Annotated in this window: 16 protein-coding genes and 1 pseudogene; 10 read left to right on the forward strand and 7 right to left on the reverse strand. The window is 68.8% G+C overall.

Annotated elements, in window-relative coordinates; all coding sequences use genetic code 11:
- The first annotated feature begins 83 nt into the window (after positions 1-83).
- From SGFS_RS22355 to SGFS_RS22375, 5 genes are all read left to right on the forward strand, one after another.
- The gene (locus tag SGFS_RS22355) at positions 84-545 is read left to right on the forward strand and encodes a hypothetical protein (RefSeq protein WP_434028206.1); all 462 of its coding nucleotides are present in this window, start codon (positions 84-86) and stop codon (positions 543-545) included.
- Positions 542-1,231 (forward strand): hypothetical protein, encoded by a 690-nt coding sequence (locus SGFS_RS22360; protein ID WP_286252780.1) that lies wholly within the window; start codon positions 542-544, stop codon positions 1,229-1,231. The genes SGFS_RS22355 and SGFS_RS22360 overlap by 4 nt, the downstream gene beginning before the upstream one ends.
- Positions 1,231-5,886, forward strand: a complete 4,656-nt coding sequence (locus tag SGFS_RS22365) for a putative T7SS-secreted protein (RefSeq protein WP_286252782.1) — start codon at positions 1,231-1,233, stop codon at positions 5,884-5,886. The genes SGFS_RS22360 and SGFS_RS22365 overlap by 1 nt, the downstream gene beginning before the upstream one ends.
- The gene (locus tag SGFS_RS22370) at positions 5,883-6,686 is read left to right on the forward strand and encodes a colicin immunity domain-containing protein (protein WP_286252784.1); all 804 of its coding nucleotides are present in this window, start codon (positions 5,883-5,885) and stop codon (positions 6,684-6,686) included. The genes SGFS_RS22365 and SGFS_RS22370 overlap by 4 nt, the downstream gene beginning before the upstream one ends.
- 408 nt (positions 6,687-7,094) lie before the next feature.
- Positions 7,095-7,574: a hypothetical protein gene (locus SGFS_RS22375; RefSeq protein ID WP_286252785.1), complete on the forward strand. Its 480-nt coding sequence runs from the start codon at positions 7,095-7,097 to the stop codon at positions 7,572-7,574.
- 176 nt (positions 7,575-7,750) lie between these two features.
- Here SGFS_RS22375 and SGFS_RS22380 read toward each other — a convergent pair whose 3' ends face one another.
- A complete protein-coding gene (locus SGFS_RS22380; protein ID WP_286252786.1) occupies positions 7,751-8,164 on the reverse strand; it encodes an ATP-binding protein in 414 nt (137 codons plus the stop codon).
- A 185-nt stretch (positions 8,165-8,349) separates the two neighbouring features.
- Between SGFS_RS22380 and SGFS_RS22385 the strand changes: the two genes are divergently transcribed.
- Both SGFS_RS22385 and SGFS_RS22390 read left to right on the forward strand, forming a co-directional pair.
- Complete coding sequence (locus SGFS_RS22385) at positions 8,350-9,201, forward strand: helix-turn-helix domain-containing protein (protein WP_286252787.1); 852 nt, start codon at positions 8,350-8,352, stop codon at positions 9,199-9,201.
- Between the two features lie 11 nt (positions 9,202-9,212).
- Positions 9,213-9,404 (forward strand): hypothetical protein, encoded by a 192-nt coding sequence (locus SGFS_RS22390; protein ID WP_286252789.1) that lies wholly within the window; start codon positions 9,213-9,215, stop codon positions 9,402-9,404.
- Between the two features lie 27 nt (positions 9,405-9,431).
- On the opposite strand, the gene SGFS_RS22395 is transcribed toward SGFS_RS22390, so the two are convergent.
- Positions 9,432-9,761: a hypothetical protein gene (locus tag SGFS_RS22395; protein ID WP_434027829.1), complete on the reverse strand. Its 330-nt coding sequence runs from the start codon at positions 9,759-9,761 to the stop codon at positions 9,432-9,434.
- A gap of 295 nt (positions 9,762-10,056) precedes the next feature.
- Positions 10,057-10,654 (reverse strand): annotated as a pseudogene (locus tag SGFS_RS22400) (RNA-guided endonuclease InsQ/TnpB family protein); the annotation flags it as partial.
- A gap of 112 nt (positions 10,655-10,766) precedes the next feature.
- On the opposite strand from SGFS_RS22400, the gene SGFS_RS22405 reads away from it, so the two are divergent.
- Positions 10,767-11,276, forward strand: coding sequence for a SigE family RNA polymerase sigma factor (locus tag SGFS_RS22405; RefSeq protein ID WP_286252793.1), 510 nt, complete (start codon positions 10,767-10,769; stop codon positions 11,274-11,276).
- A 69-nt stretch (positions 11,277-11,345) separates the two neighbouring features.
- Complete coding sequence (locus tag SGFS_RS22410) at positions 11,346-12,632, forward strand: hypothetical protein (protein ID WP_286252795.1); 1,287 nt, start codon at positions 11,346-11,348, stop codon at positions 12,630-12,632.
- Positions 12,633-12,651: 19 nt separating this feature from the next.
- On the opposite strand, the gene SGFS_RS22415 is transcribed toward SGFS_RS22410, so the two are convergent.
- The 3 genes from SGFS_RS22415 to SGFS_RS22425 all read right to left on the reverse strand — a co-directional run bounded on the left by SGFS_RS22415 (position 12,652) and on the right by SGFS_RS22425 (position 17,474).
- The gene (locus SGFS_RS22415; protein ID WP_286252797.1) at positions 12,652-13,971 is read right to left on the reverse strand and encodes an Nramp family divalent metal transporter; all 1,320 of its coding nucleotides are present in this window, start codon (positions 13,969-13,971) and stop codon (positions 12,652-12,654) included.
- A gap of 164 nt (positions 13,972-14,135) precedes the next feature.
- Positions 14,136-14,543, reverse strand: a complete 408-nt coding sequence (locus tag SGFS_RS22420) for an ATP-binding protein (protein WP_286260011.1) — start codon at positions 14,541-14,543, stop codon at positions 14,136-14,138.
- Positions 14,544-14,789: 246 nt separating this feature from the next.
- Complete coding sequence (locus SGFS_RS22425) at positions 14,790-17,474, reverse strand: ATP-binding protein (RefSeq protein WP_286252799.1); 2,685 nt, start codon at positions 17,472-17,474, stop codon at positions 14,790-14,792.
- A gap of 594 nt (positions 17,475-18,068) precedes the next feature.
- Here SGFS_RS22425 and SGFS_RS22430 point away from each other — a divergent pair.
- Positions 18,069-19,448 (forward strand): M14 family metallopeptidase, encoded by a 1,380-nt coding sequence (locus SGFS_RS22430; RefSeq protein ID WP_286252800.1) that lies wholly within the window; start codon positions 18,069-18,071, stop codon positions 19,446-19,448.
- A 72-nt stretch (positions 19,449-19,520) separates the two neighbouring features.
- Here the strand turns inward: SGFS_RS22430 and SGFS_RS22435 are convergent, their stop codons facing one another.
- Positions 19,521-20,150 carry a hypothetical protein gene (locus SGFS_RS22435; RefSeq protein WP_286252801.1) on the reverse strand — a complete coding sequence of 210 codons (630 nt, stop codon included), beginning with the start codon at positions 20,148-20,150 and terminating at the stop codon, positions 19,521-19,523.
- Positions 20,151-20,224 lie beyond the last annotated feature (74 nt).

The following is a 20,224-nucleotide window of genomic DNA, read 5'->3' on the forward strand; positions in this document are numbered from 1 at the left end:
CCCCGGAGTCCCCGGAATCCCCGGAATCCCCGGAATCCCCGGAATCCCTGGAACCCTCGGAGCCCCTGGAGCCCCTGGAGCCCCTGGAGCCCCTGGAGCCCCTGGAAATCCCTTCCGACCAGGGGTCTTCTGTCGACGTGGCCCGGCGCCGACGGGAAGCGGCGGCCCTGCTGGGCGAGTTCCGGCGGACGGCGGTGTTGTTGCCGTTGGGTGAGGGCGGGGGCCCGTTGACGGCGGAGTTCGGCGGCATCCGGTGGATCTACGCGTTCTCGGACGAGTCGACGTTGGCGCGGTTCGCCATCGCAAGGGGTGAGGGTTCGCGGGAGTGGGTGTACGACCGGGTGCTGGGCGCCCGGTTGCTGGATGCGGTGATCCCCGCGATGCCGGTGCCGTACGGGGTGGCGCTGGACGCCGGGAGTGAAGGCGAGGGCGGGGGTGCCCTGTTCCCGCCGGTGCTGGGGATCGTGCCGGACGCGGCGGCGGTGGACGCGGGTGTGGATGTGGGTGTGGCAGGGGCCGAGGTGGACGGGGGTTCGGTGCGTTGAGTGGCAGCAGCGGTGGGGGCGGCGGCGGTGAGGCGGGCAAGGACCTCCAGGTGGAGGGCCTGGCGCTGATCACCGAGGGCATCAACCTGGCCATGGCGGAACTCAAGGAACTCGGCATGATCGGGGAGGCGAGCGCGGGCCGCAGTTTCTCCGATCTTGCGCTGTCCGGGCTTGAGTTGGGGCACGGCGGACTGACGTCGGCGCTCGACTCCTTCTGCGAGCGCTGGGAGTGGGGCGTACGCGCGCTGGTCCAGGAGGGCAGCCGTTTCGCGGACGAGGTGGGCCTGACGGCGGGCACGTTCTACGAGACCGAGCAGTACATCGACGGCACGTTCAAGATCGCGGCGAACTCGGTGATGGGCAACCCGCAGCTCTCCGAGGACGAGGTCACCCAGATGAGCTGGGGCGAGATAGGCGACAACCACATGTTCGCCGACGCCGACTGGAGCGAGGAGTCCTGGCAGAAGGCGCAGGAGAACAGCGACCAGGCGTGGAACGACGCGAAGCGTGACGTGATGACGTCCGAGGTGCTCTGGCAGGGGCCGGTCGGTACGCCCCAGGAGCAGATGGGCATGACGGACGCGCAGTACGAGACGTGGCTGGACCAGCAGTTCGGTCCGTCGCCGGAAGAGCGCGCGCAGGCGGCCGAAGCGCAGACCGAGGGCCAGGGCGGGGACGCGGGCTGATGGGTGACGACTGGACCTGGAAAGGCGTGGCCAACGCCGTCGTCGGCAAGGGCGAGGACCTCATCGACGGCGGCAAGAAGCTCGTCGGCGAGGGCATCGACAAGGGCACCGACGCCGTCGGCTGGGGCCTGGAGAAGGTCGGCGCCGAGGGCTGGGCGGACAAGGTCGAGGACTGGGGTGACGAGACGGCCTCGGCACTGGGCGCCACCCCGGGCGAGCAGCAACTCGGCGACACCGAACAAGCGAACGAACTCATCCACGGCAGCCCGGCCCGCATCCGGGAGAGCGCCAAGCACCTGAAGGACTTCCACACGGCCTTCGACAAGGTCGGCGACGGCATGCGGAAGCTGGACTCCTCGCACTGGAAGGGCCAGGCGGCCGACACCTTCCGCGAGAAGTTCGCCATGCAGCCCAAGAAGTGGGCGCAGGCGGCGGACGCCTGCGACAAGGCCGCCAAGGCGCTCGACTCGTACGCGGACACGGTCAAGTGGGCGCAGGAGCAGGCGCAGGACGCGATCGACGCGTACCGGGACGGCAGGAAGGCGTCCACGGACGCGGTGGACGCGTACAACGCCAAGGTCGACACCTACAACGCCAAGGTCAAGTCGGGTGACGACCCCGGCCCCAAACCCGAACTCGGTCCCGACCCGGGCAAGAAGGACATCACCAGGGCCCACGAGATCCTCAAGGAGGCCCGCCGCCAGCGCAACGAGGCCGCCCGCACCGCCGCCACCACGGTGAAGGCCGCCCTGGAACACGCCCCCGCCGAAATGCCACCCGCACTCCGCCTCGCGGCCAACCTCGCCGACACCGGGGCAGCGCAGAGCGTGGAACTGACCCACGTCGCCGGCGGCGTGGTCAAGGGCGTCGCGGGCGCGATCACCTTCGGCCGCAGCATGAACGCCCTCGACCCCTACAACCTGTCCCACCCCGCCGAGTACTACCAGAACGTCAGCATGACTCTGGCGGGCGTCACCTCGACGGTCGCGCACCCCGACCGCGCCGTGACGGAGGCGTACGAGTCCTTCAAGAAGGACAAGAGCGAGGGCATCGGCCGCCTGCTCCCCGAAATCTTCGCCGGCAAGGGAGCGGGGGCCGCACGCGGAGCGGCGACCGGCGGACTCAAAGGGACGCTCAAGGGCATCAAAGACGCGCTCGAGTCGGGAAAGAAGCCGGACGTGTCGGCGCGAGAAAGCGTCAGCGACGGCCCCGGCCGGGACTCGCGCCAGCCCGACGCGGTGGAGTCGCGGGGCTCCGACCCGATCGACTTCGCCACCGGCAGGATGTACCTCCCCCAGACGGACGTGACGCTGCCCGGCGCCCTTCCCCTGGTGTTCAGACGCCGTGTCGAGTCGGGCTACCACCTGGGCAAGTGGTTCGGCCCGTCCTGGTCCTCCACCGTCGACCAGCGCCTGGAGATCGACTCCGAGGGCGTCATCTTCGTCACCGAGGACGGCCTCCTCCTCGACTACCCCCACCCGGCCCCCGGCGTCCCGACCCTCCCCGGCCACGGCCCGCGCTGGCCCCTGTCCCGCGAGGACGGCGGCTACACGGTCACCGACCCGCAGACCCGCCGCACCTGGCACTTCTCCGACAGAACCGAGACCCTCGCCGTCCTCGAACAGATCGACGACCGCAACGGCAACTGGATCACCTTCGAGTACGACACCGAAGGCACCCCGCTCGGCATCGTCTCCAGCGCCGGATACGACGTACGCATCGCCACGGACGCGAACCGGGTCACGGCCCTCCACCTGGCCGCCGCCGACCGGGAGCTGAAACGCTACGGCTACACCGACGGCAACCTCACCGAGGTCGTGAACTCCTCCGGTCTCCCCCTCCGTTTCACCTACGACGAGGCGGGCCGTGTCACGTCGTGGACGGACACGAACGACCGCGGCTACACCTACGAGTACGACGACCAGGACCGCTGCACGGCCGAGGGCGGCTCGGCGGGCCACATGACCCTGCGCGTCTCGTACGACGACACGGACCCCGACACGGGCCTCCGCGTCACGACCACGACGACCGGCGAGGGCCACACCCGCCGCTTCCTCATCAACGAGGCATGGCAGGTGGTCGCCGACATCGACCCACTGGGCGCGGTCACCCGTTACGAACGGGACCGCTACAACCGCCTGCTGTCCCAGACGGACCCCCTGGGCCACACGACGTCGTTCCGCTACGACGAGGCGGGCAACCCGACGGCTGTCGTACGCCCGGACGGCCGCGAATCAACGGCGGAGTACAACGAGCTGGGCCTGCCGGTGCGGGTGGTGACCCCGGACGGCACGGTCGTACACCAGACGTACGACGACCGGGGAAACCGCACGTCGGTGACCGGCCCCACCGGCCGGACCACCCGCTTCACGTACAACGATTCCGGCCACCTGACCACGGTGACCGACCCCCTGGGCAACGCGACGACGATCCGCTGCGACAGCGCCGGCCTCCCGATCGAGGTCACGGACCCGCTCGGCGCGACGACCCGCTACGAAAGAGACCCCTTCGGCAGACCGGTCACCATCTCGGACGCTACGGGCGCCACGACCCACGTGGAGTGGACGGTCGAGGGTCACCTGGCCCGCCGCACGGCCGCCGACGGCACGACGGAGTCGTGGACGTACGACGGCGAGGGCAACAGCACGAGCCACACGGACGCGATGGGCGGCGTCTCCCGCTTCGAGTACACGCACTTCGACCTGCTGACGGCCCGCACGGGCCCCGACGGCGTCCGATACGAGTTCGAGCACGACGCGGAACTGCACCTGACGCGGGTGACCAACCCGCAAGGCCTGACATGGGAGTACGAGTACGACCCGGCAGGCCGCCTGATCTCGGAGACGGACTTCGACGACCGCACCCTCACATACGAGCACGACGAGGCGGGCCGCCTGAGGTCCCGCACGAACGCGCTCGGCCAGGTGGTGTCCTTCGAACGCAACGCTCTGGGCCAGATGACACGCAAGGACGCGGCGGGCCAGGTCACGACGTACGCGTACGACATGACGGACCAGCTGGCCCAGGCGACGGGCGCGGACACCACGCTTTCCGTCCTGCGCGACCGTTTCGGCCTGGTGCGCTCGGAGACGGTCGACGGCCGCAAACTGACGTACGGGTACGACGAGTTCGGCCGCCGCGTGAGCCGTACGACGCCGACGGGCGCGACGACGACGTGGACGTACGACGCGGCCGGGCGCCGTACGGGGATGACGGCCTCAGGCCGGACCGTCGGCTTCACCTACGACGAGGCAGGCCGAGAACTCACCCGCCGCATCGGCGAGACGGTCACTCTGGAACACACCTTCGACCCCCTGGGCCGCCTGACAAGTCAGTCGGTGCGAGGAGCGGACAACCGCTCGGTCCAACACCGGGCATACACCTACCGCGCCGACGGCAACCTGATAGGCATCGACGACCACCTGTCCGGCTCCCGCCGCTTCGACCTGGACGCGGCGGGCCGCGTGACGGCGGTGCACGCGGCGAACTGGACGGAGACGTACGCCTACGACGAGACGGGCAACCAGACGTCGGCGTCCTGGCCGACGGACCACCCGGGCCAGGAGGCGGCGGGCGCCCGGACCTACACGGGCACCCGGATCACCCGCGCGGGCAACGTCCGCTACGAACACGACGCCCTCGGCCGCATCACCCTCCGCCAGAAGACGCGCCTGTCCCGCAAGCCGGACACGTGGCGGTACGAGTGGGACGCCGAGGACCGACTGACGTCGGTGACGACACCGGACGGCACGCGTTGGCGGTACACGTACGACCCTCTCGGCCGCCGCACAGCGAAACTCCGCCTGTCCGGTGACGGCGAGACGGTTGTCGAACGGGTCGACTTCACCTGGGACGACACGACCCTCTGCGAACAGACGACCACGTCCACAGGCCTACCGAACTCGGTGACGCTGACGTGGGACCACCAGGGACTGAGTCCCATCGCCCAAACGGAACGCATCACCGCGACCGACGCACCGCAGGAGGAGATCGACTCCCGCTTCTTCGCCATCGTCACGGACTTCATGGGAACCCCGAGCGAACTCGTGGACGAGCAAGGTGGGATCGCCTGGCGCACACGAAGCACTCTGTGGGGGACTACGGCTTGGGCAACTGACAGCACGGCCTATACACCCCTCCGATTTCCCGGCCAGTACTACGACCCGGAAACCGGCCTTCATTACAACTATCTTCGCCACTACGACCCCGAAACTGCCCGTTACATCACTTGCGACCCCCTTGGGCTTGCACCTGCCCCCAATCCAGCCGCTTACGTAGACAACCCCTACGCTTGGACTGATCCCCTCGGGCTTGCACCGTGCCCCCGCGGCGCATGGGAAGAAAAGGCGGACTTCTCCAGCCAGAAGATCATGAGCAAGAAGTTTCACGCCCACGCCGGAGATTTCCTTGACACCCCAGGGAACCTGAACAAGATCAATATGCAGCGGTTCGAAGACGCTATGCGGGAGCACATGACCGCAGATGGAACAAAAATTTATCGATTTGACTACAGGCGTCAAGGAACTGCAGTTGGATTCATCGACCCAGACACCCAGAAGATGGTGATGCTGCACACCGATGGCAAGTTCTGGTCTGCCTATAAGTTGTCAGACCGGCAATTTCAGGGAATTATCGACGAAGGATTCCTGTGGTGACCCATCCGAAACGCGAACGGCCTGGAAACTCCACCCCTGTCCTCGGCCCGGACGGAACCTTCTCCTCACCATGGCTGCGCGGCAAGTCGATCGCCCCCGTCCCGGCAGGTTCGCATGTGGATGCTGCACTGACCCGCCGCATCGCAGCCGGCTGTCGCGCTGTGGGTGCGCCGCATGTACTCTGCGTGGATCTCGCGAGCAGTACCCGCACCGATCCTGCCGACAAAGCGGTACAGTTCCCGATCGGTTCAGGATACGGAAACATCCGTCCGCCGTCAGTTTTCTATACGCCTGACCGGCAGGGGGGCGTACTGTTTCAGGAATCCGGCTATGCACTCGTCGCAGGAACCGACGCCTTCATGGCTGCCGCTGTCGGCGAGGGCGTCGACGCAGCACGTGCACGCTTCAGCCGCTACGCCCGGACCCTCTCGGATCGGCACCCGGGCTTGACGGCCGTCGCGACTGCTCACCCGCCCGCACGCAGAGCATGGGCCTACCCCGCCGATGTCTCCCCCGGGAGCGAGGTAGGGCGACAGCTCTCACTGTTGAATGAGTTCACGGACGGCACTCGCTCCGCGCCTGAGTTCGCCCGTGACTGGTGGGAGGCTCGACGAGCCTCCCAAGCAAACGGGGAGCGCATCCAGGCGCCGCTCTCAGATCTCTTCGACCAAGTATTCATGATGCTGGAGGACTACGCGGTCGACCCGGACCTCAGGGAGCCAGGTGATCTGACCGATGCAGAAATCCAAGCAGCCGTCCGTGAGATCTGGGACCCGTTCCGTCGTTCAATTACCGAGTGAATCGCCCCAACGAAAGAACCTGCTGCCTCGGCAAACAAAGAAGGCAAACCCCTCAGCATCCCTCAGAAAAGGATGGCACCGCGTTCGCTGATCCAAGCACCTCGTAACAGGTCCAACACGCCCTACAATTGGGTTGGAACGAGCAAGGTCGCCAGCGAGGACGGAAACTTCCCAATGGAAGCCAAGGGTCGCAGCACGTGGGTGTAAGAGATCCGTGGCGCCGGGTACGGTGTAGATATCAACCGATCACTTTGGCGGGGCCATTCGCGCCTGAATAAAAGGACTCGGATTCCCGTCCGAACGTGAAGTAATCTTCAGAAATATCGATCCGATAAATATTTTCCGCACGGAACGGTGGAGCTTCTCACGGCCCACCGGAGAAATCACAGAGAACCCAGGACACACGGAATGAGCGAAGAAATTCCGATCCGCGTCCAAATCGATGGCCGGGAAGCAATCTGGAAGATGTTGATTGAAGGCGATGGCCCGTGGCACCTGAGCCTTCAATCAGCCAACGGGGTTGAATCAACGGCATTTGGCAACAATGTCTTTGAAGCATTGAGATCCATCCGTACTCAACTTTTCCCAAGGCGCATCATCATCTGCTGCAACGGAGCACGGGCCAACGTCAGGCCATCAGCACTCTCAGCATCACATGGCGCCTGGATGATCTACACCCTACATATGTGGCGCCCCTCGACCGTACGTGACCTGGCGCCTACTCTTTCCTATGCACCCCCCAGCAAAATTGGCTCCGTAGAGGAACAGGATGCATATTGGGAGCGGCATCTCAGGAACAGGAAGAACTGGCTGAACTTCATCAACCCAGTCTGGTGGATTTACTTTCTCACAGACTCCTGGGGGAAGCCGAAATGGCAAGACAAATAGATATTTGAAGCACAGCCGGAATCACAACCCCTGACCTTCATGGAACACACCTTCTCCACCGATTGAGATATATGGGACGCCGCGGTTCCCACTCCCGCCATCGGGACACCCGGGGCAGACAACCACGGCAGGCGGGCCTCCTTTGACCCGCCCACCGCAGCCGTGATTGCGCGCGGTCAGCCACAGGCAGCCGACAGCTCGAACCACACCACCTTCCAGCTCGGCGTTCGCGAGTGGGACGTCACCGGATACCGGCCCCACGCGTCCGAGAGTGCCTCGACCAGGAACAGCCCCCGGCCAAAGCCCTGGTCAGGGGTCGTGGACACGGGCTCCGGGAGTTCCGGGTGGTTGTCCATGACTCCGATGCGGATGGCTGCGTGGTGGGCGCGGAGTCTGATGGAGATCGGGCCGTCCGAGTGCTTCACCGCGTTCGAGACCGACTCCGAGGTGAGGAGTTCGGCGGTGTCGGTGAGGCCGGGAGGCTGGGCGTAGCCGAGGAGGGTGGTGCGGATGGTGTGGCGGGCGATGTGGGGGGAGCGGGGGTCGTTGGGGAGTTCGAGGTGGCAGTGCCAGGGGGTGGGGTCGGGCATGTGGGGGCTCCGGTTCGGGTGAGGTCATGGGGTTGATCGTGGACGCAGGCTCGCGCGATGCACCACCAACTGCCGTGTGTAGCTTGTGCATCACTGACTGTAGGGCAATGGGGGGTTATGTTGCCCTGCCATTGATGCAACTCAAGCACCGCATAGGGTGGCGCTGACTTCGAGGAAGGAACGGCATGGCCGCGAGGACGTCCCCGACGGAGCGTCAGAAGAGGCTCGGGGCGGAGGTACGGAGGATGCGCACCGCCGCCGGGATGACCGGGGAGTACGCCGCCGGACTGCTCGGTGTGGACCGGGGCAAGATCTCCAACATCGAGTCGGGCACGCGTGCCATCAGCCCTGAGCGACTGCGTACGTTGGCCTGCAACTGCGACTGTGACGACGAGGCATACGTCGACGCACTGGTGGAGATGGCGCACCCCGCCGAGCGAGGCTGGTGGGAGAAGTACCGGGGCAGCCTGCCGACCGGGCTCCTCGACATCGCCGAACTGGAGCACCATGCGGTGCGCCTGCGCAGCGTTCACCTCATCCACATGCCAGGGCTCCTGCAGTCCAGCAACCACGCCCAGGCCGTGTTCAAGGCCGGGCTGCCGCCGTTGCCCGACCATGAGATCGCCCTGCGGCTCGCGCACCGTCTGGAGCGTCAGCGGGTGCTGGACAGGGACAACCCCACGGAGTACATCGGGATACTGCACGAGGCCGCGCTGCGGATGCAGTTCGGCGGGCGCAAGGTCGCACGTGCGCAGCTCGAGCATCTGCTCGCCATGTCGGAGCGGGCCAACGTGTCACTGCGGGTCATTCCGTTCGACGCCGGTTCCTTCCCCGGCGCCGGGCAGACCGTGATCTACATGGAAGGGCCCGTGCCGAGGCTCGACACCGTCCAGATCGACAGCGCCCACGGACCGGAATTCCTCCACCAGGAAGCCCAGTTGTCCAAGTACCGAGCCCAACTGGACTGGATGGAACAGCGCGCCCTGGCGACCGAGGAGTCGCGCGTCTTCATCCAGGACATCGCCAGCCAACTCTGAAGGAGACAGCCATGGCCGACATCACGTGGGAAGAGCCGTTCTGCGCCGAGGGATCGGCCTGCTTCCGCCTCGGCACCGACACCACCGGCAACGCCTACATCGCCATAGCCGGTGCCGAGGAGCACCACCTCACCGACACCCGTGAAGCGCTCCGGACCCTCATCCTCGACATCAAGGCCGGGAAAATGGATCACCTGCTCTGAGAACCCGAGCCGCCAGGGCGCCGCGCGTCAGCCCATCGGCCGGTAGTACCCCAGCACATGCGCCAGCTGGGCGAACCACTGGTGCAGGCGTTCCCTCGGCTTGGCGTCCACCGAGCACTCGTAGAAGTGGCCGTCCACAAGGACCACCGCGACCATCAACGCCTTGCCGGAGGGGTTGGACTTGTAGTGCACGCTGCGGATCTCGGGCCAGGGGAAGTCGACGGAGAGGCCGTGGTCCTCGAAGGCGACTCCGGAGGGGTCGATCACCACCGAGTTGTGGCGGTCCACCGCCAGGAACTCCGGGCCCGAGGCCACCGGGGGCGCCGGGGGCGCCGGCTGCTGCCCGTACGGGTTCACTCCAGGCATCCCCGGTGGAGCGGGCGGCGGCCCCGGTGGCGCGTACGGCGGTGGCGGTGGGCCGAAGCCCGGCTGGGGCGCGGGCGCCCCTCCCCCGGGCGGGGTCCACGGCGGCGGTGGCGGTTGCTGGTCCATCGTGGCTCGTCCCCCTGAGGTTGTGTGCGGGTCGTCTGTCTCCGTGCGTTCCGCACCGTATCCCTCACCCGTCTGTCAACTTGACCCGGCCCTGAAGGACCGGGCTTGGAAGTAGTGCCCAACTGGCTGCTGGGGTGGACTCCTCCGTCCAGACACCCCGTTATGGGGTGGCAGGGACGCGTGACTCACGCCCCGCATTCCACACTCTCTCGCCACGGGTGGCGATGTTGTGGGAAGCATTCCGGTCGGCGTGGGCAACGACCCCGCACCCCCGGCAGATGAAAAGCCCCTGGTCGACACGGTTTCGCTTGTCGACGTGGCCGCACTCGGCGCACGTCTGCGACGTGTACGCGGGATCAACGAAAACCAGGGGCACACCGGCCCGCTTGGCCTTGTAGACGATGAAGTCTCCGAGCTGGGCGAACGCCCAGGAGTGGAGTGCGACCCGTTGGGGCTTGCGGAGCCGTACCCGGTTGCGGATGCCCTTGAGTTCTTCGAGGGACAGGCCGCGCCCGGTGCGTTCAGCCTCGGTCACGATCGTCTTGGAGATGATGTGGTTCTGGTTGGCGGCGTGCCGCGCCTCTTTGCGGGCACGGGCCTTGAGCCGCCGCTTGGCGCTCTTGGTGCGCTTCTTCTGGAGCTTGGCACGCAGGGCAAGCTGTCGCCTTGCGGTACCGGTTGAGCCCCCGCCCGGCCGCGAGGTAGCCGGTGGAGGCGGTGGCGATGTTCTCGATACCAAGGTCCACGCCAGCGCTTCCTCCCGGGCGTGAACACCCGGGGTTCCGCGCTAGATCATGCTGAAACATTCCCCGGGGTCCACCGCATCAATGAAGTGAGAAGCCCGGCCAGTCCACCCAGTGGGAGTCAGAGATGAGACAAGTCCGCGCGGACGAGTACCAGGAGTTCGCCGCGGCGCGCGCGGGGCATCTCTACCGGTCCGCCTGTCTGCTCACCGGCGGTGACACCCATCTCGCCGAGGATCTCGTGCAGGAGACGCTCGGCCGGCTGTACGTGCGGTGGGGACGCGTGCAGCGGGTCGGGAATCCGGCGGGGTACGCGCAGACCGTGCTCACTCGGACCTTTCTCGCCCATCAGCGTCGGCGGAGCAGCAAAGAGCGGGCCACCGACTCGATACCCGACAGGGCCGCCGTTCCCGGCTCCGACGCCTCCCTGCGGCTCACCCTCGTCGAGGCGCTCGCCCAGCTGCCCGCCAAGGACCGGGCCGTGGTCGTCCTGCGCTACTGGGAGGACCGGTCCATCGAGGAGACCGCCGCCGCCATGAACGCCAGTTCGGCGGCCGTACGGACGCGGTGCGTGCGCGCCCTCGCCCGGCTTCGCGTGCTCCTCGGGGACGCGCTCGGCGAGTACGTCGCCCCCTGATCGCCCCTGCCCCTGCCCCCGCCCCCTCGTCCACCAACACCCACGCACTCGCAGAAACGGCGGTCCACCATGCCCATCGACCAGCACGACGGCCCCTTCGACGCCCCCTTCGAGGACCGCCTCGGCGACGCCCTCCGCACGGCCGGCGGTGCCTTCGAGACCGATCGCCACGCCCTGGTCAGCGGCGGAGCCGTACGCGGCCGTCGGCTGCTGTTCCGGCGGCGCGCCGCCCTCGTCGGCGGGGTCGCCGGCGTCGCCCTCGTGGGGATCGGCGGCGCGCTCGTCCTGCCCGGCGGCGACAGCGGCCGGGACAAGGACTCCGTGGCCACCAGCCCCTCCCTGCCACCGCCCCCCGACGACGACGGCACCTACTCCGGCGCCGATCTCGTCCGCGAGCTCAAGAAGCGGCTCCCGAAGGGGGAGTTCAGCGAGGAGATCGGGCGCGGCACGAGCTCCGAGAACGCGCCGTACGCGCATGTCGTGTACGACGACGGGAAGGGCGCGGCGGCCGTCGACGTCGGGATCGCCCTGGTCGAACCGGACAGCGAGACGGCGTTCGTCGCGACCCTGTGCCCGGACACGAACCAGATGGAGTACGACTCCTGCCGGACGAGCAAGCTGTCCGACGGGTCGACGCTCATGCTGTTCCAGGGGTACGAGTACCACCGCCGCGGCGGCACGAAGAACTGGTACGCCAGCCTGGTCAGCCCGAAGGGATACGTCGTCACCGTCACCGAGTGGAACTCCCCGGCCCAGAAGGGCGAGCCCGTCAGCCGCGACGAACCACCGCTGTCCACCGCCCAGTTGAAGAGCATCGCCACTGCTGAGATCTGGCGCAGGGCCGCCGACGCCATCCCGGACGAGGAAGACCGGTCGAAGGAGCCCCAGCCGGGCGGCAGCTCCACCGCCTCCGTCGACGCCCCGACCGTCGACGGGGACGCCATCCGCGAGACCCTCCTCGGGCTGCTCCCCGACGGCGTCGACGTGGTCGCCAAGGGCGGGCAGGAGAGCGACTACGCGTATGTCGTCCTCGACGACGGCAAGGGGCGGAGCCTCGTGCAGATCAACGTGCAGCTGGGGATGGGGGACGTCCTCGGCTCGGTCTACGGCGACGACGCCGAGACCCTGCCCGACGGGACCGTGGTCGACTCCCGGCAGGAGCCCGGCGAGAAGGGCGGCGCGGGGGTCGTCATGTGGACCGTGGACACGCTCCGGCCCGGCAGCGGGCTGCGGGTCGTCGTCAGCGCCTTCAACTCCGGCTCCCAGACCGCCGCCGCGACCCGCGACACCCCCGCGCTCACGATGGCCCAGCTCAAGAAGATCGCCACCAGTGAGAAGTGGGCGAAACTCGGCTGAGCCACCGGGAGAACAGGGCTCAGAAGAAGTCCGCCCAGTCCTGGTCCCAGATCTGCTTCACGCACAGGACCAGGAACAGCAGGCCCGCGATCGCCAGCATCGCGTTGCTGATGATCCCGTTGCGCCACTCCCTGGGTGTACGGGAGGAGTTGAGGAGCCAGATGAGGGTGAGGGCGAGGAAGGGGAGGAAGGCCGCGCCCAGCACGCCGTAGAGGATGACCAGGCGGAAGGGCTGGCCCTGGAAGACGAGGACGATCGGCGGGAAGGTCAGCCACAGCAGGTACGCGCGGAAGGGCCAGGACTTCTCGCGGGCGCCGGAGGCGACCTCCTCGCCCTTGCCCGCGCCCTGGCCCCGGTAGCGCGCCACGAAGTCCGCGAACATCAGGCTCACGCCGTGCCAGACGCCGATGAGGGAGGTGAAGGAGGTGGCGAAGAACCCGATGAGGAAGAACTTCGCCGTCGCCGAGCCGTATTCGGCCTCCAGGATGTCGGTGAGCTGGATGAGGCCCTTGTCGCCGCCGGCGAGAGCCACCTTGGAGGAGTGGAGGAGTTCCGCGCCGACGAAGAGCATCGCGATGACGAAGATGCCGGTGGTCACGTACGCGACCCGGTTGTCGAGGCGCATCACCTTCATCCAGCCGGTGTTCGTCCAGCCCTTGGCGTTGACCCAGTAGCCGTAGGCGGCCAGCGTGATCGTGCCGCCGACGCCGCCGATCAGGCCGAGGGTGTTGAGGACGGAGTCCTTCTCGTCGGGGAGGACGGGCAGCAGCCCCGCGAGCGCGTCGGGGATGTTGGGCGTGACGCGGATCGCGAGGTAGACCGTCACCACGAACATGACGCCCACCAGGACCGTCATGACCTTCTCGAAGACCTCGTACTTGTTGAACCAGACGAAGACGAGGCCGACCAGACCGCAGGCGATGGCCCACCATTCGAGGTCCATCACATCGGGGAACAGCGCCTGGAGGGGCAGGGCGCTGGAGGACATCGCGGCCGCGCCGTACGCGAAGCCCCAGATCACGACGTAGACGACGAAGAACCAGGTCGTCCAGCGGCCGAGGCTCGCCCAGCCGTCGAAGAGGGTGCGGCCGGTGGACAGGTGCCAGCGGCCGGCCGCCTCGGCGAGGGAGATCTTGACGAGACAGCCGAGGATCGCCGCCCAGAGCAGGGTGTAGCCGAAACTGCTGCCCGCGATGAGGGTCGCCACCAGGTCGCCGGCGCCGACGCCGGTCGCGGCGACAACGATGCCAGGGCCGATGTATTTCCAACTGGACTTTCGTGGGGCCGGGTTCGACTCCGCAGTCGCCCCGGTCGCTGTGTTGTCCGTGGTGTCCGCCATGCGGATCAAGAAAGCGTAAAGAGGGGGCCCGCACAAGAGGGCGTGCGGTGAAGAACCCTGGGGGCTTCACGCCCGGGACGGACCCCGGCGGCTGGGCGCGCCGCCGGGGGGCCTTGGCTGTCGTTCCGGAACGGGGTGGCGGTGCTCCGTCGGAACTCAGCGGGTCACGGCTGTCGCCGACCACAGCCGTCGGACCCGCACGTGCCGAGCTCGAACCACACGGTCTTGCCCGGCCCGTCCTGGTGGCAGCCCCAGCGCCCGGCGAGCGCGTCCACCAGGAACATCCCTCGGCCGCTGTCCGATATCTCCGTCGTGCGGCGCACGCTGGGCGGTCGGGCGTCGGCGTCCGACACCTCGCAGCGCAGGATGCCGTGTGAGGCCGACAGGGTGAGCTTGAGACGGCTCTCCGCGTGTACGAGCGCGTTGGTGACGAGCTCGCTCACGAGGAGTTCCGCGGTCTCGCTCTGATCGAGGAGTCCCCAGCCCTCCAACTGCCGGCGCACCTCGGCGCGGGCCTGCGCGGCGGCGGTCGGGCGGGGGTCGTACTCGACGCTCAGGTTGCCCGCGCGCATGGGAGGTTGGGGGTAGGAGGCGAAGTGGGGGCCGGATTCCGGAAGGTGCCCCCCGGAGAGTTGCAGCATGCCTCCAGGGTTGCCGCGGCGAGGGGTCGGTACACGGGGAGGAATACCCGTTTTCCCGGTCTGCATATACCTGTTTCCCACCCCACTGCGTCCAGGTATGGGAGATTGTGTTACTTGTATGCGCGTACGTGGGTATGTGCGGCTCGCGAGGCCACGGAGCCCGGGCAACCGCGGCGGTCAGCGTTGCGCGGTGAGCGACTGGGCCGTCGCCCAGGCCGCGATCTGGCTGCGGTTGTGGAAGCCGAGCTTGCCGAGGATGCGTTCCACATGGCCTTCGGCGGTACGGCGGGCGATGACGAGGCGGTCGGCGATCTGCTGGTTGGCCAGCCCCTCGGCCACGAGACGGGCCACCTCGGTCTCGCGGGCGGTGAGGGGGGCAGGTGGCGTCGACGCCGACGGTGCCTGTTGCTCGGTCACCGACCCTTCGTCGGAGGAGGGTTCGGATCGCTCCGCGATCTCCCGGACGCTCTCCTGAAGGCCCCGCTGAAGGCCCCCCCGGAGGCCCTCCCGGAGGCCCTCCTGGAGCGCGTACGCCACCGTCTCGTCCAGGTCCATCGCGGCGCCCCGACGGTACGACCGCTCGTAGGAGCGGCGGCCCAGGGCCTCCCGGGCGCGTGCCTCGCCCTGGTGGCGGGCACAGGTGTGGGCCGGGGAGCCGAGGCGGTCGGTGGAGATGCCGGACCAGACGCGGTCGGCGCCGCCGAGGAGGGCGGCGGCGCGGCCGTGGGCGCCGAGGGCCGTGGTGATCGAGATCAGCAGGTCGAGGGTGAGGCCGACACCGAGTAGGTCGTGGACGGCGCTCGCGCGGCGCAGCGCCTCCCGGGCGTACGACTCCGCCCGGTGCCACTCCTCGCGCGCGGTGTGCGCGACGGCCATGGCCCGCAGCGCGTACGACCGCACCCAGTCCTCGCCACGTCGCTCGCAGCGGCGCAGGACGCGCTCACAGACGGCCTGGGCCCGCTCGGCGTGGCCCAGGAGGGCGAGGGCGTGGGCGAGTTGCACGTGGCCGAGGGCGACGACGGCGGGGTGGGTGCCGGGGACGGGCACCCGGGCGGCGGTGGCCGAGCAGTGCGCGAGGGCGGCGGGGAGGTCGCCGTCGAGGAGGTGAAGCACGTCGAGAACGTGCTCGGCGTGCGCGGCCTCGACGGGCTCGCCGAGGGTGCGGGCGAGTTCGCGGGCCCGGACGGCGAGATTCTCGGGGCCGTGGCTCTCAGGACCGTGGCTCTCGGGGCCGTGGCTCTCGGGGCCGTGGCCGTCGGTGAGGAGGGCGGAGGTCCACAGGGCGCGGGCCCGCTCGGGGGTGGGCTCCGGGTTCGCCTCCAGGGCGCGGTCCAGCCAGTAGCGGCCCTCCCGTCGCTCACCGCAGGCATGCCAGAAGAACCAGAGGGTGCCCGCGAGCCGCAGCCCGGCCAGGGCCTCGCCGGGGGTGGCGAGGCTGAACTCCAGTGCCGTACGCAGGCTGTCCCTGTCGGCGCGCAGCCGGGCGACGATGTCCCGCTGCCTGGGCCCGAACCAGGCCCGCTCGTACGCCGCCACCCGGGTCTGCGTCCAGTCGCGCTGGCGGCGGCGGGCGGCGGCCTCGGCGCCGGGGGTGCGGCGGAGCAGGTCGAGGCCGTAGTGGCGGAGGGTGTCGAGGAGGCGGTAGCGGACGGTGCCCTGTGGCTGTTCCTCGCGGATCAGGACGGACTTGTCGACCAGCCCGGCAAGGGCTTCGAGGACGTCGTACGGGGTGATGGGGACGGTGGCCTGCGGGTCCGTGCGGCCGGTGTCCGCGCGGACCGCCGCGCCGGGCGGGTCCGCACAGACCGCCTCCGCCGTCGCCAGGTCGAAGGTGCCGGCCAGGACCGAGGCACGGGCCCAGACCGCTCGCTCCTGAGGGGTGCAGAGTTCATGGCTCCAGTCGACGGCCGCGCGGAGCGTCCGATGGCGGGGTGGGACGGCCGGGCTGCCCGCGGCGAGGAGGCGGTAGCGGTCGTCGAGGCGGTCGAGGAGCTGGTCGACGCCGAGGACGCGCATCCGGACGGCGGCGAGTTCGATGGCGAGGGGGAGGCCGTCGAGGCGTCGGCAGAGGCGGGCCACGGAGGCGCGGTTGGCCGGGGTGAGGGCGAAGCCGGGAACGACGGCGGCGGCACGGTCGGCGAAGAGGGCGAGGGCCGGGTGGAGCCGGATGTCGGAGAGGTCGTCGTCGGGGTCGGGGACCTGGAGCGGGCGTACCTCCAGGAGGTGTTCCTCCGTGAGGCCGAGGCGGTGCCGGCTGGTGGCGAGGACCCGCACGCCGGTCGTGCCGCGCAGCAGGGCGGCGGTGAGGTCGGCGCAGGCGGACAGGAGGTGTTCGCAGTTGTCGAGGACGAGGAGGAGGCGGCGGTCGCGCAGGTGGTCGAGGAGGGCGTCGAGCACGGCGGAGGCGTCGAGCGCGTCGGGCGCGTCGGCCGGGCTGTCGAGCAGGCCGAGGGCGTGGGCGGTGACCAGGGGGACGAGGGCGGGGTCCTGGAGCGCGGAGAGGTGGACGAGCCTGATGCCGTCCGGGAAGGCACGTTCGGTACGGCCGGCGAGGCGGCAGGCCAGCCGGGTCTTGCCGACGCCGCCGGGGCCGGTGAGCGTGACCAGGCGGGTCCTGGTCAGGAGGAGGCGGGCTTCGGCGAGTTCGTGGGCACGGTCGACGAAGGTGGTGGTCTCGACCGGGAGTTGGGGGGAGGTCGGGGGGTGGGGTACGTGGGGAGTGGCCGATACGTGAAGGGTGCCCGAGGCATGGGAGGTGCCCGGCGCTCGGAGGGTGTCCGGTGCCGGGAGTGCGTGTGACTCTTGGGTTGTGTGGGGTGCCCGGAGGGTGTGGGGGTCCCGTCGTGGCGCTGATCCGCCCATGATCAGCCAGTCCTCTGGGGTGGGTTGAAAGTCGCCGGAGTGTGGGGCTCCTCTTGCGCGGACCCCTACTGTCGCGGCTGTCGCCCGATTGCGCATCCGCGATTCACACCTGTGGGTGGCGTTTTGTGCGGGACGCCGGGGAGGGGGCGGGGACGCGTAAACTGCGCGACTCGCTGCCACCCCGGGACCGGTGAGCCTACGCCCGGAGCGCCCGGAGTGCCCGATACGCCCGATGAGCCCGGCATATCCGATGCGCCCGGCGCACCCGATGCGCCCCGTCGCTCAACCCGGCAGCCCCGGCAGCACCCCCGGCGGTCCCGGCTACCCCACCGACCACCCGCACCCCTCCCCGACCACCCGCGCCCCCCACCGGCCATTTTCCGATCCCTTCCGGCCACGCGGACCTGCCGCCGACCACCCTCACCCTTGACCTGGCCATGTCATAGCCGCACGATGAGCGCCACACCCGCACCAGGCCCTGTCGGGCACCCCACGGCACCCGGCAGGCCCGAGGCACGTCGCACGGAACCACCCCCCGCTCCACTCCCCCGCTTCCGGAAGATCCCGGAACCCCCGGAGAAACAAGGAGACTTCATGCGACTTCGCATACGCGGCAGGGCAGCCTCCGCACCAGGCGGCACCGGCAAGAGATCCGTCCGCCGCACCGCCACCCTCGCCACGCTGATGGCGATGGCCCTCGCGGCCCCGATCGCGACCACCACCACCGACGCGACCGCGACCAGCGGCAAGCGCCCGGCGGCCTCGGCGGACGACATCCGCCAGTACGAGGTCCATATGCACTCGGACGCCAAGTCCCGTACGGCGATCCAGAAGTCCGGCGTGAGCGTGGACGACGCCGACGACCACTCCGTCTTCATCTCCGGCCGCGCGGACCAGGTGAAGAAGCTGCGCCAACAGGGCTACGAGGTCACGGCGTTGGGCGCGGTCCCCGACCGGTCGAACGGCAAGGACGACCTCCGGCTCTTCGACTTCCCGTCCGCCGACTCGAAGTACCACAACTACACGGAGATGACGAGCGAGATCAACTCGCTCGTCTCGGCGAACAGTTCCATCGCCAGCCAGCGGGTCATCGGCACCTCGTACCAGGGCCGGAACATCGTCGCCATCAAGATCAGCGACAACGTCGGCACCGACGAGGCCGAGCCCGAGGTGCTGTTCACGCACCACCAGCACGCCCGTGAGCACCTCACCGTCGAGATGGCGCTCTATCTGCTGCGCGAGCTGACCTCCGACTACGGCAGCGACTCCCGCGTCACCAACATGGTGAACAACCGTGAGATCTGGATCATCCCGGACCTCAACCCGGACGGCGGCGAGTACGACGTGGCGAGCGGCTCGTACCGTTCGTGGCGCAAGAACCGCCAGCCCAACAGCGGTTCGTCGGCCGTCGGCACGGACCTCAACCGCAACTGGAACTACCGCTGGGGCTGCTGCGGCGGTTCGTCCGGCTCCACGTCCTCGGAGACCTACCGGGGTACGGCCGCCGAGTCCGCGCCCGAGGTGAAGGTCGTCGCCAACTTCGTGCGCAGCCGGATCGTCGGCGGTGTCCAGCAGATCAAGACCGGCATCGACTTCCACACCTACAGCGAGCTGGTCCTGTGGCCCTTCGGGTACACGACCGCCGACACTGCGACCGGGATGACGGCGGACGACAACGCCGCGTTCAAGGCGGTCGGGCGGAAGATGGCCGCGAGCAACGGGTACACGGCCGAGCAGGCGAGTGATCTGTACATCACGGACGGGTCGATCGACGACTATCTCTGGGGCTCCCAGAAGATCTTCTCGTACACCTTCGAGATGTACCCGTCCTCCAGTGGAGGCGGCGGCTTCTACCCGCCCGACGAGGTGATCGACCGGGAGACCGCGCGCAACCGGGACGCGGTGCTGCAACTGCTGGAGAACTCGGACTGCATGTACCGGTCCATCGGCAAGGAGGCGCAGTACTGCGGATGAGCCCGCGGCACTGATCAGAACGTCGGGGAACTGCGGGCCGGCTGTGGCCGGTCGCGCAGTTCCCCGCGCCCCTTACGGGGTGCTCTCCTCGACGTCCTTCTTCTCGTCCGCGCCCTCGACGTCCTTCTTCTCGTCCGCGTCCTCGATGTCCTTCTTCTCGTCCGCGTCCTCGAAGTACGCGTCCAGGACCTCGTCGATCCGGGTCTCCCACTCGGCGTGCTTCGACTTCGCCTTGGCCTCGATCTCGATCGGGAACCAGCGGCGGTCGGGGGTGTGCACCGTGACGGTGAAACGCTTGCCGAAGCGGGGGGACTCCGTCTCGACCGCGGCGATCTCGTCCCAGCGGAACTCGCACTCCTGGTCGTCCAGACGCAGTCGTACGCCCCGGTGGTCGGCGACGATCCTCGCGCGGCGGTCCTCGGCCTCGAAGACGGGGCCGTCGACCTCTTCGGCGTCGCCGTCAGCGTCGTCGTCGGCGTCGTCGGCCTCTTGGATCTCGTCCGCCGCGTCGTCCTCCGCCGGGGCCGGCGTCGGCTCCTCGGAGCTCGCGTCTTCCTTCGCCGAGGCAGTCTTCTCCTCCGGCTCCTCCTCCTGCTTCTCCGGCTTGGTCACCGACACCGGTGCCGTGAGGCCGGGGATGTGCGACGGGTCGGCCGCGACGGCGGCCAGGGGCTGGCTGTTCGGACCTATGCGCTGCTCCACAGCGGGAAGTATGGCTGACAACCCTGTGCCGGGCACAGCCAACCCCTGCTTCGATTTGGCTTCCTCCCCCGCGG

The organism is Streptomyces graminofaciens (genome assembly GCF_030294945.1).
GTDB lineage: Bacteria > Actinomycetota > Actinomycetes > Streptomycetales > Streptomycetaceae > Streptomyces > Streptomyces graminofaciens.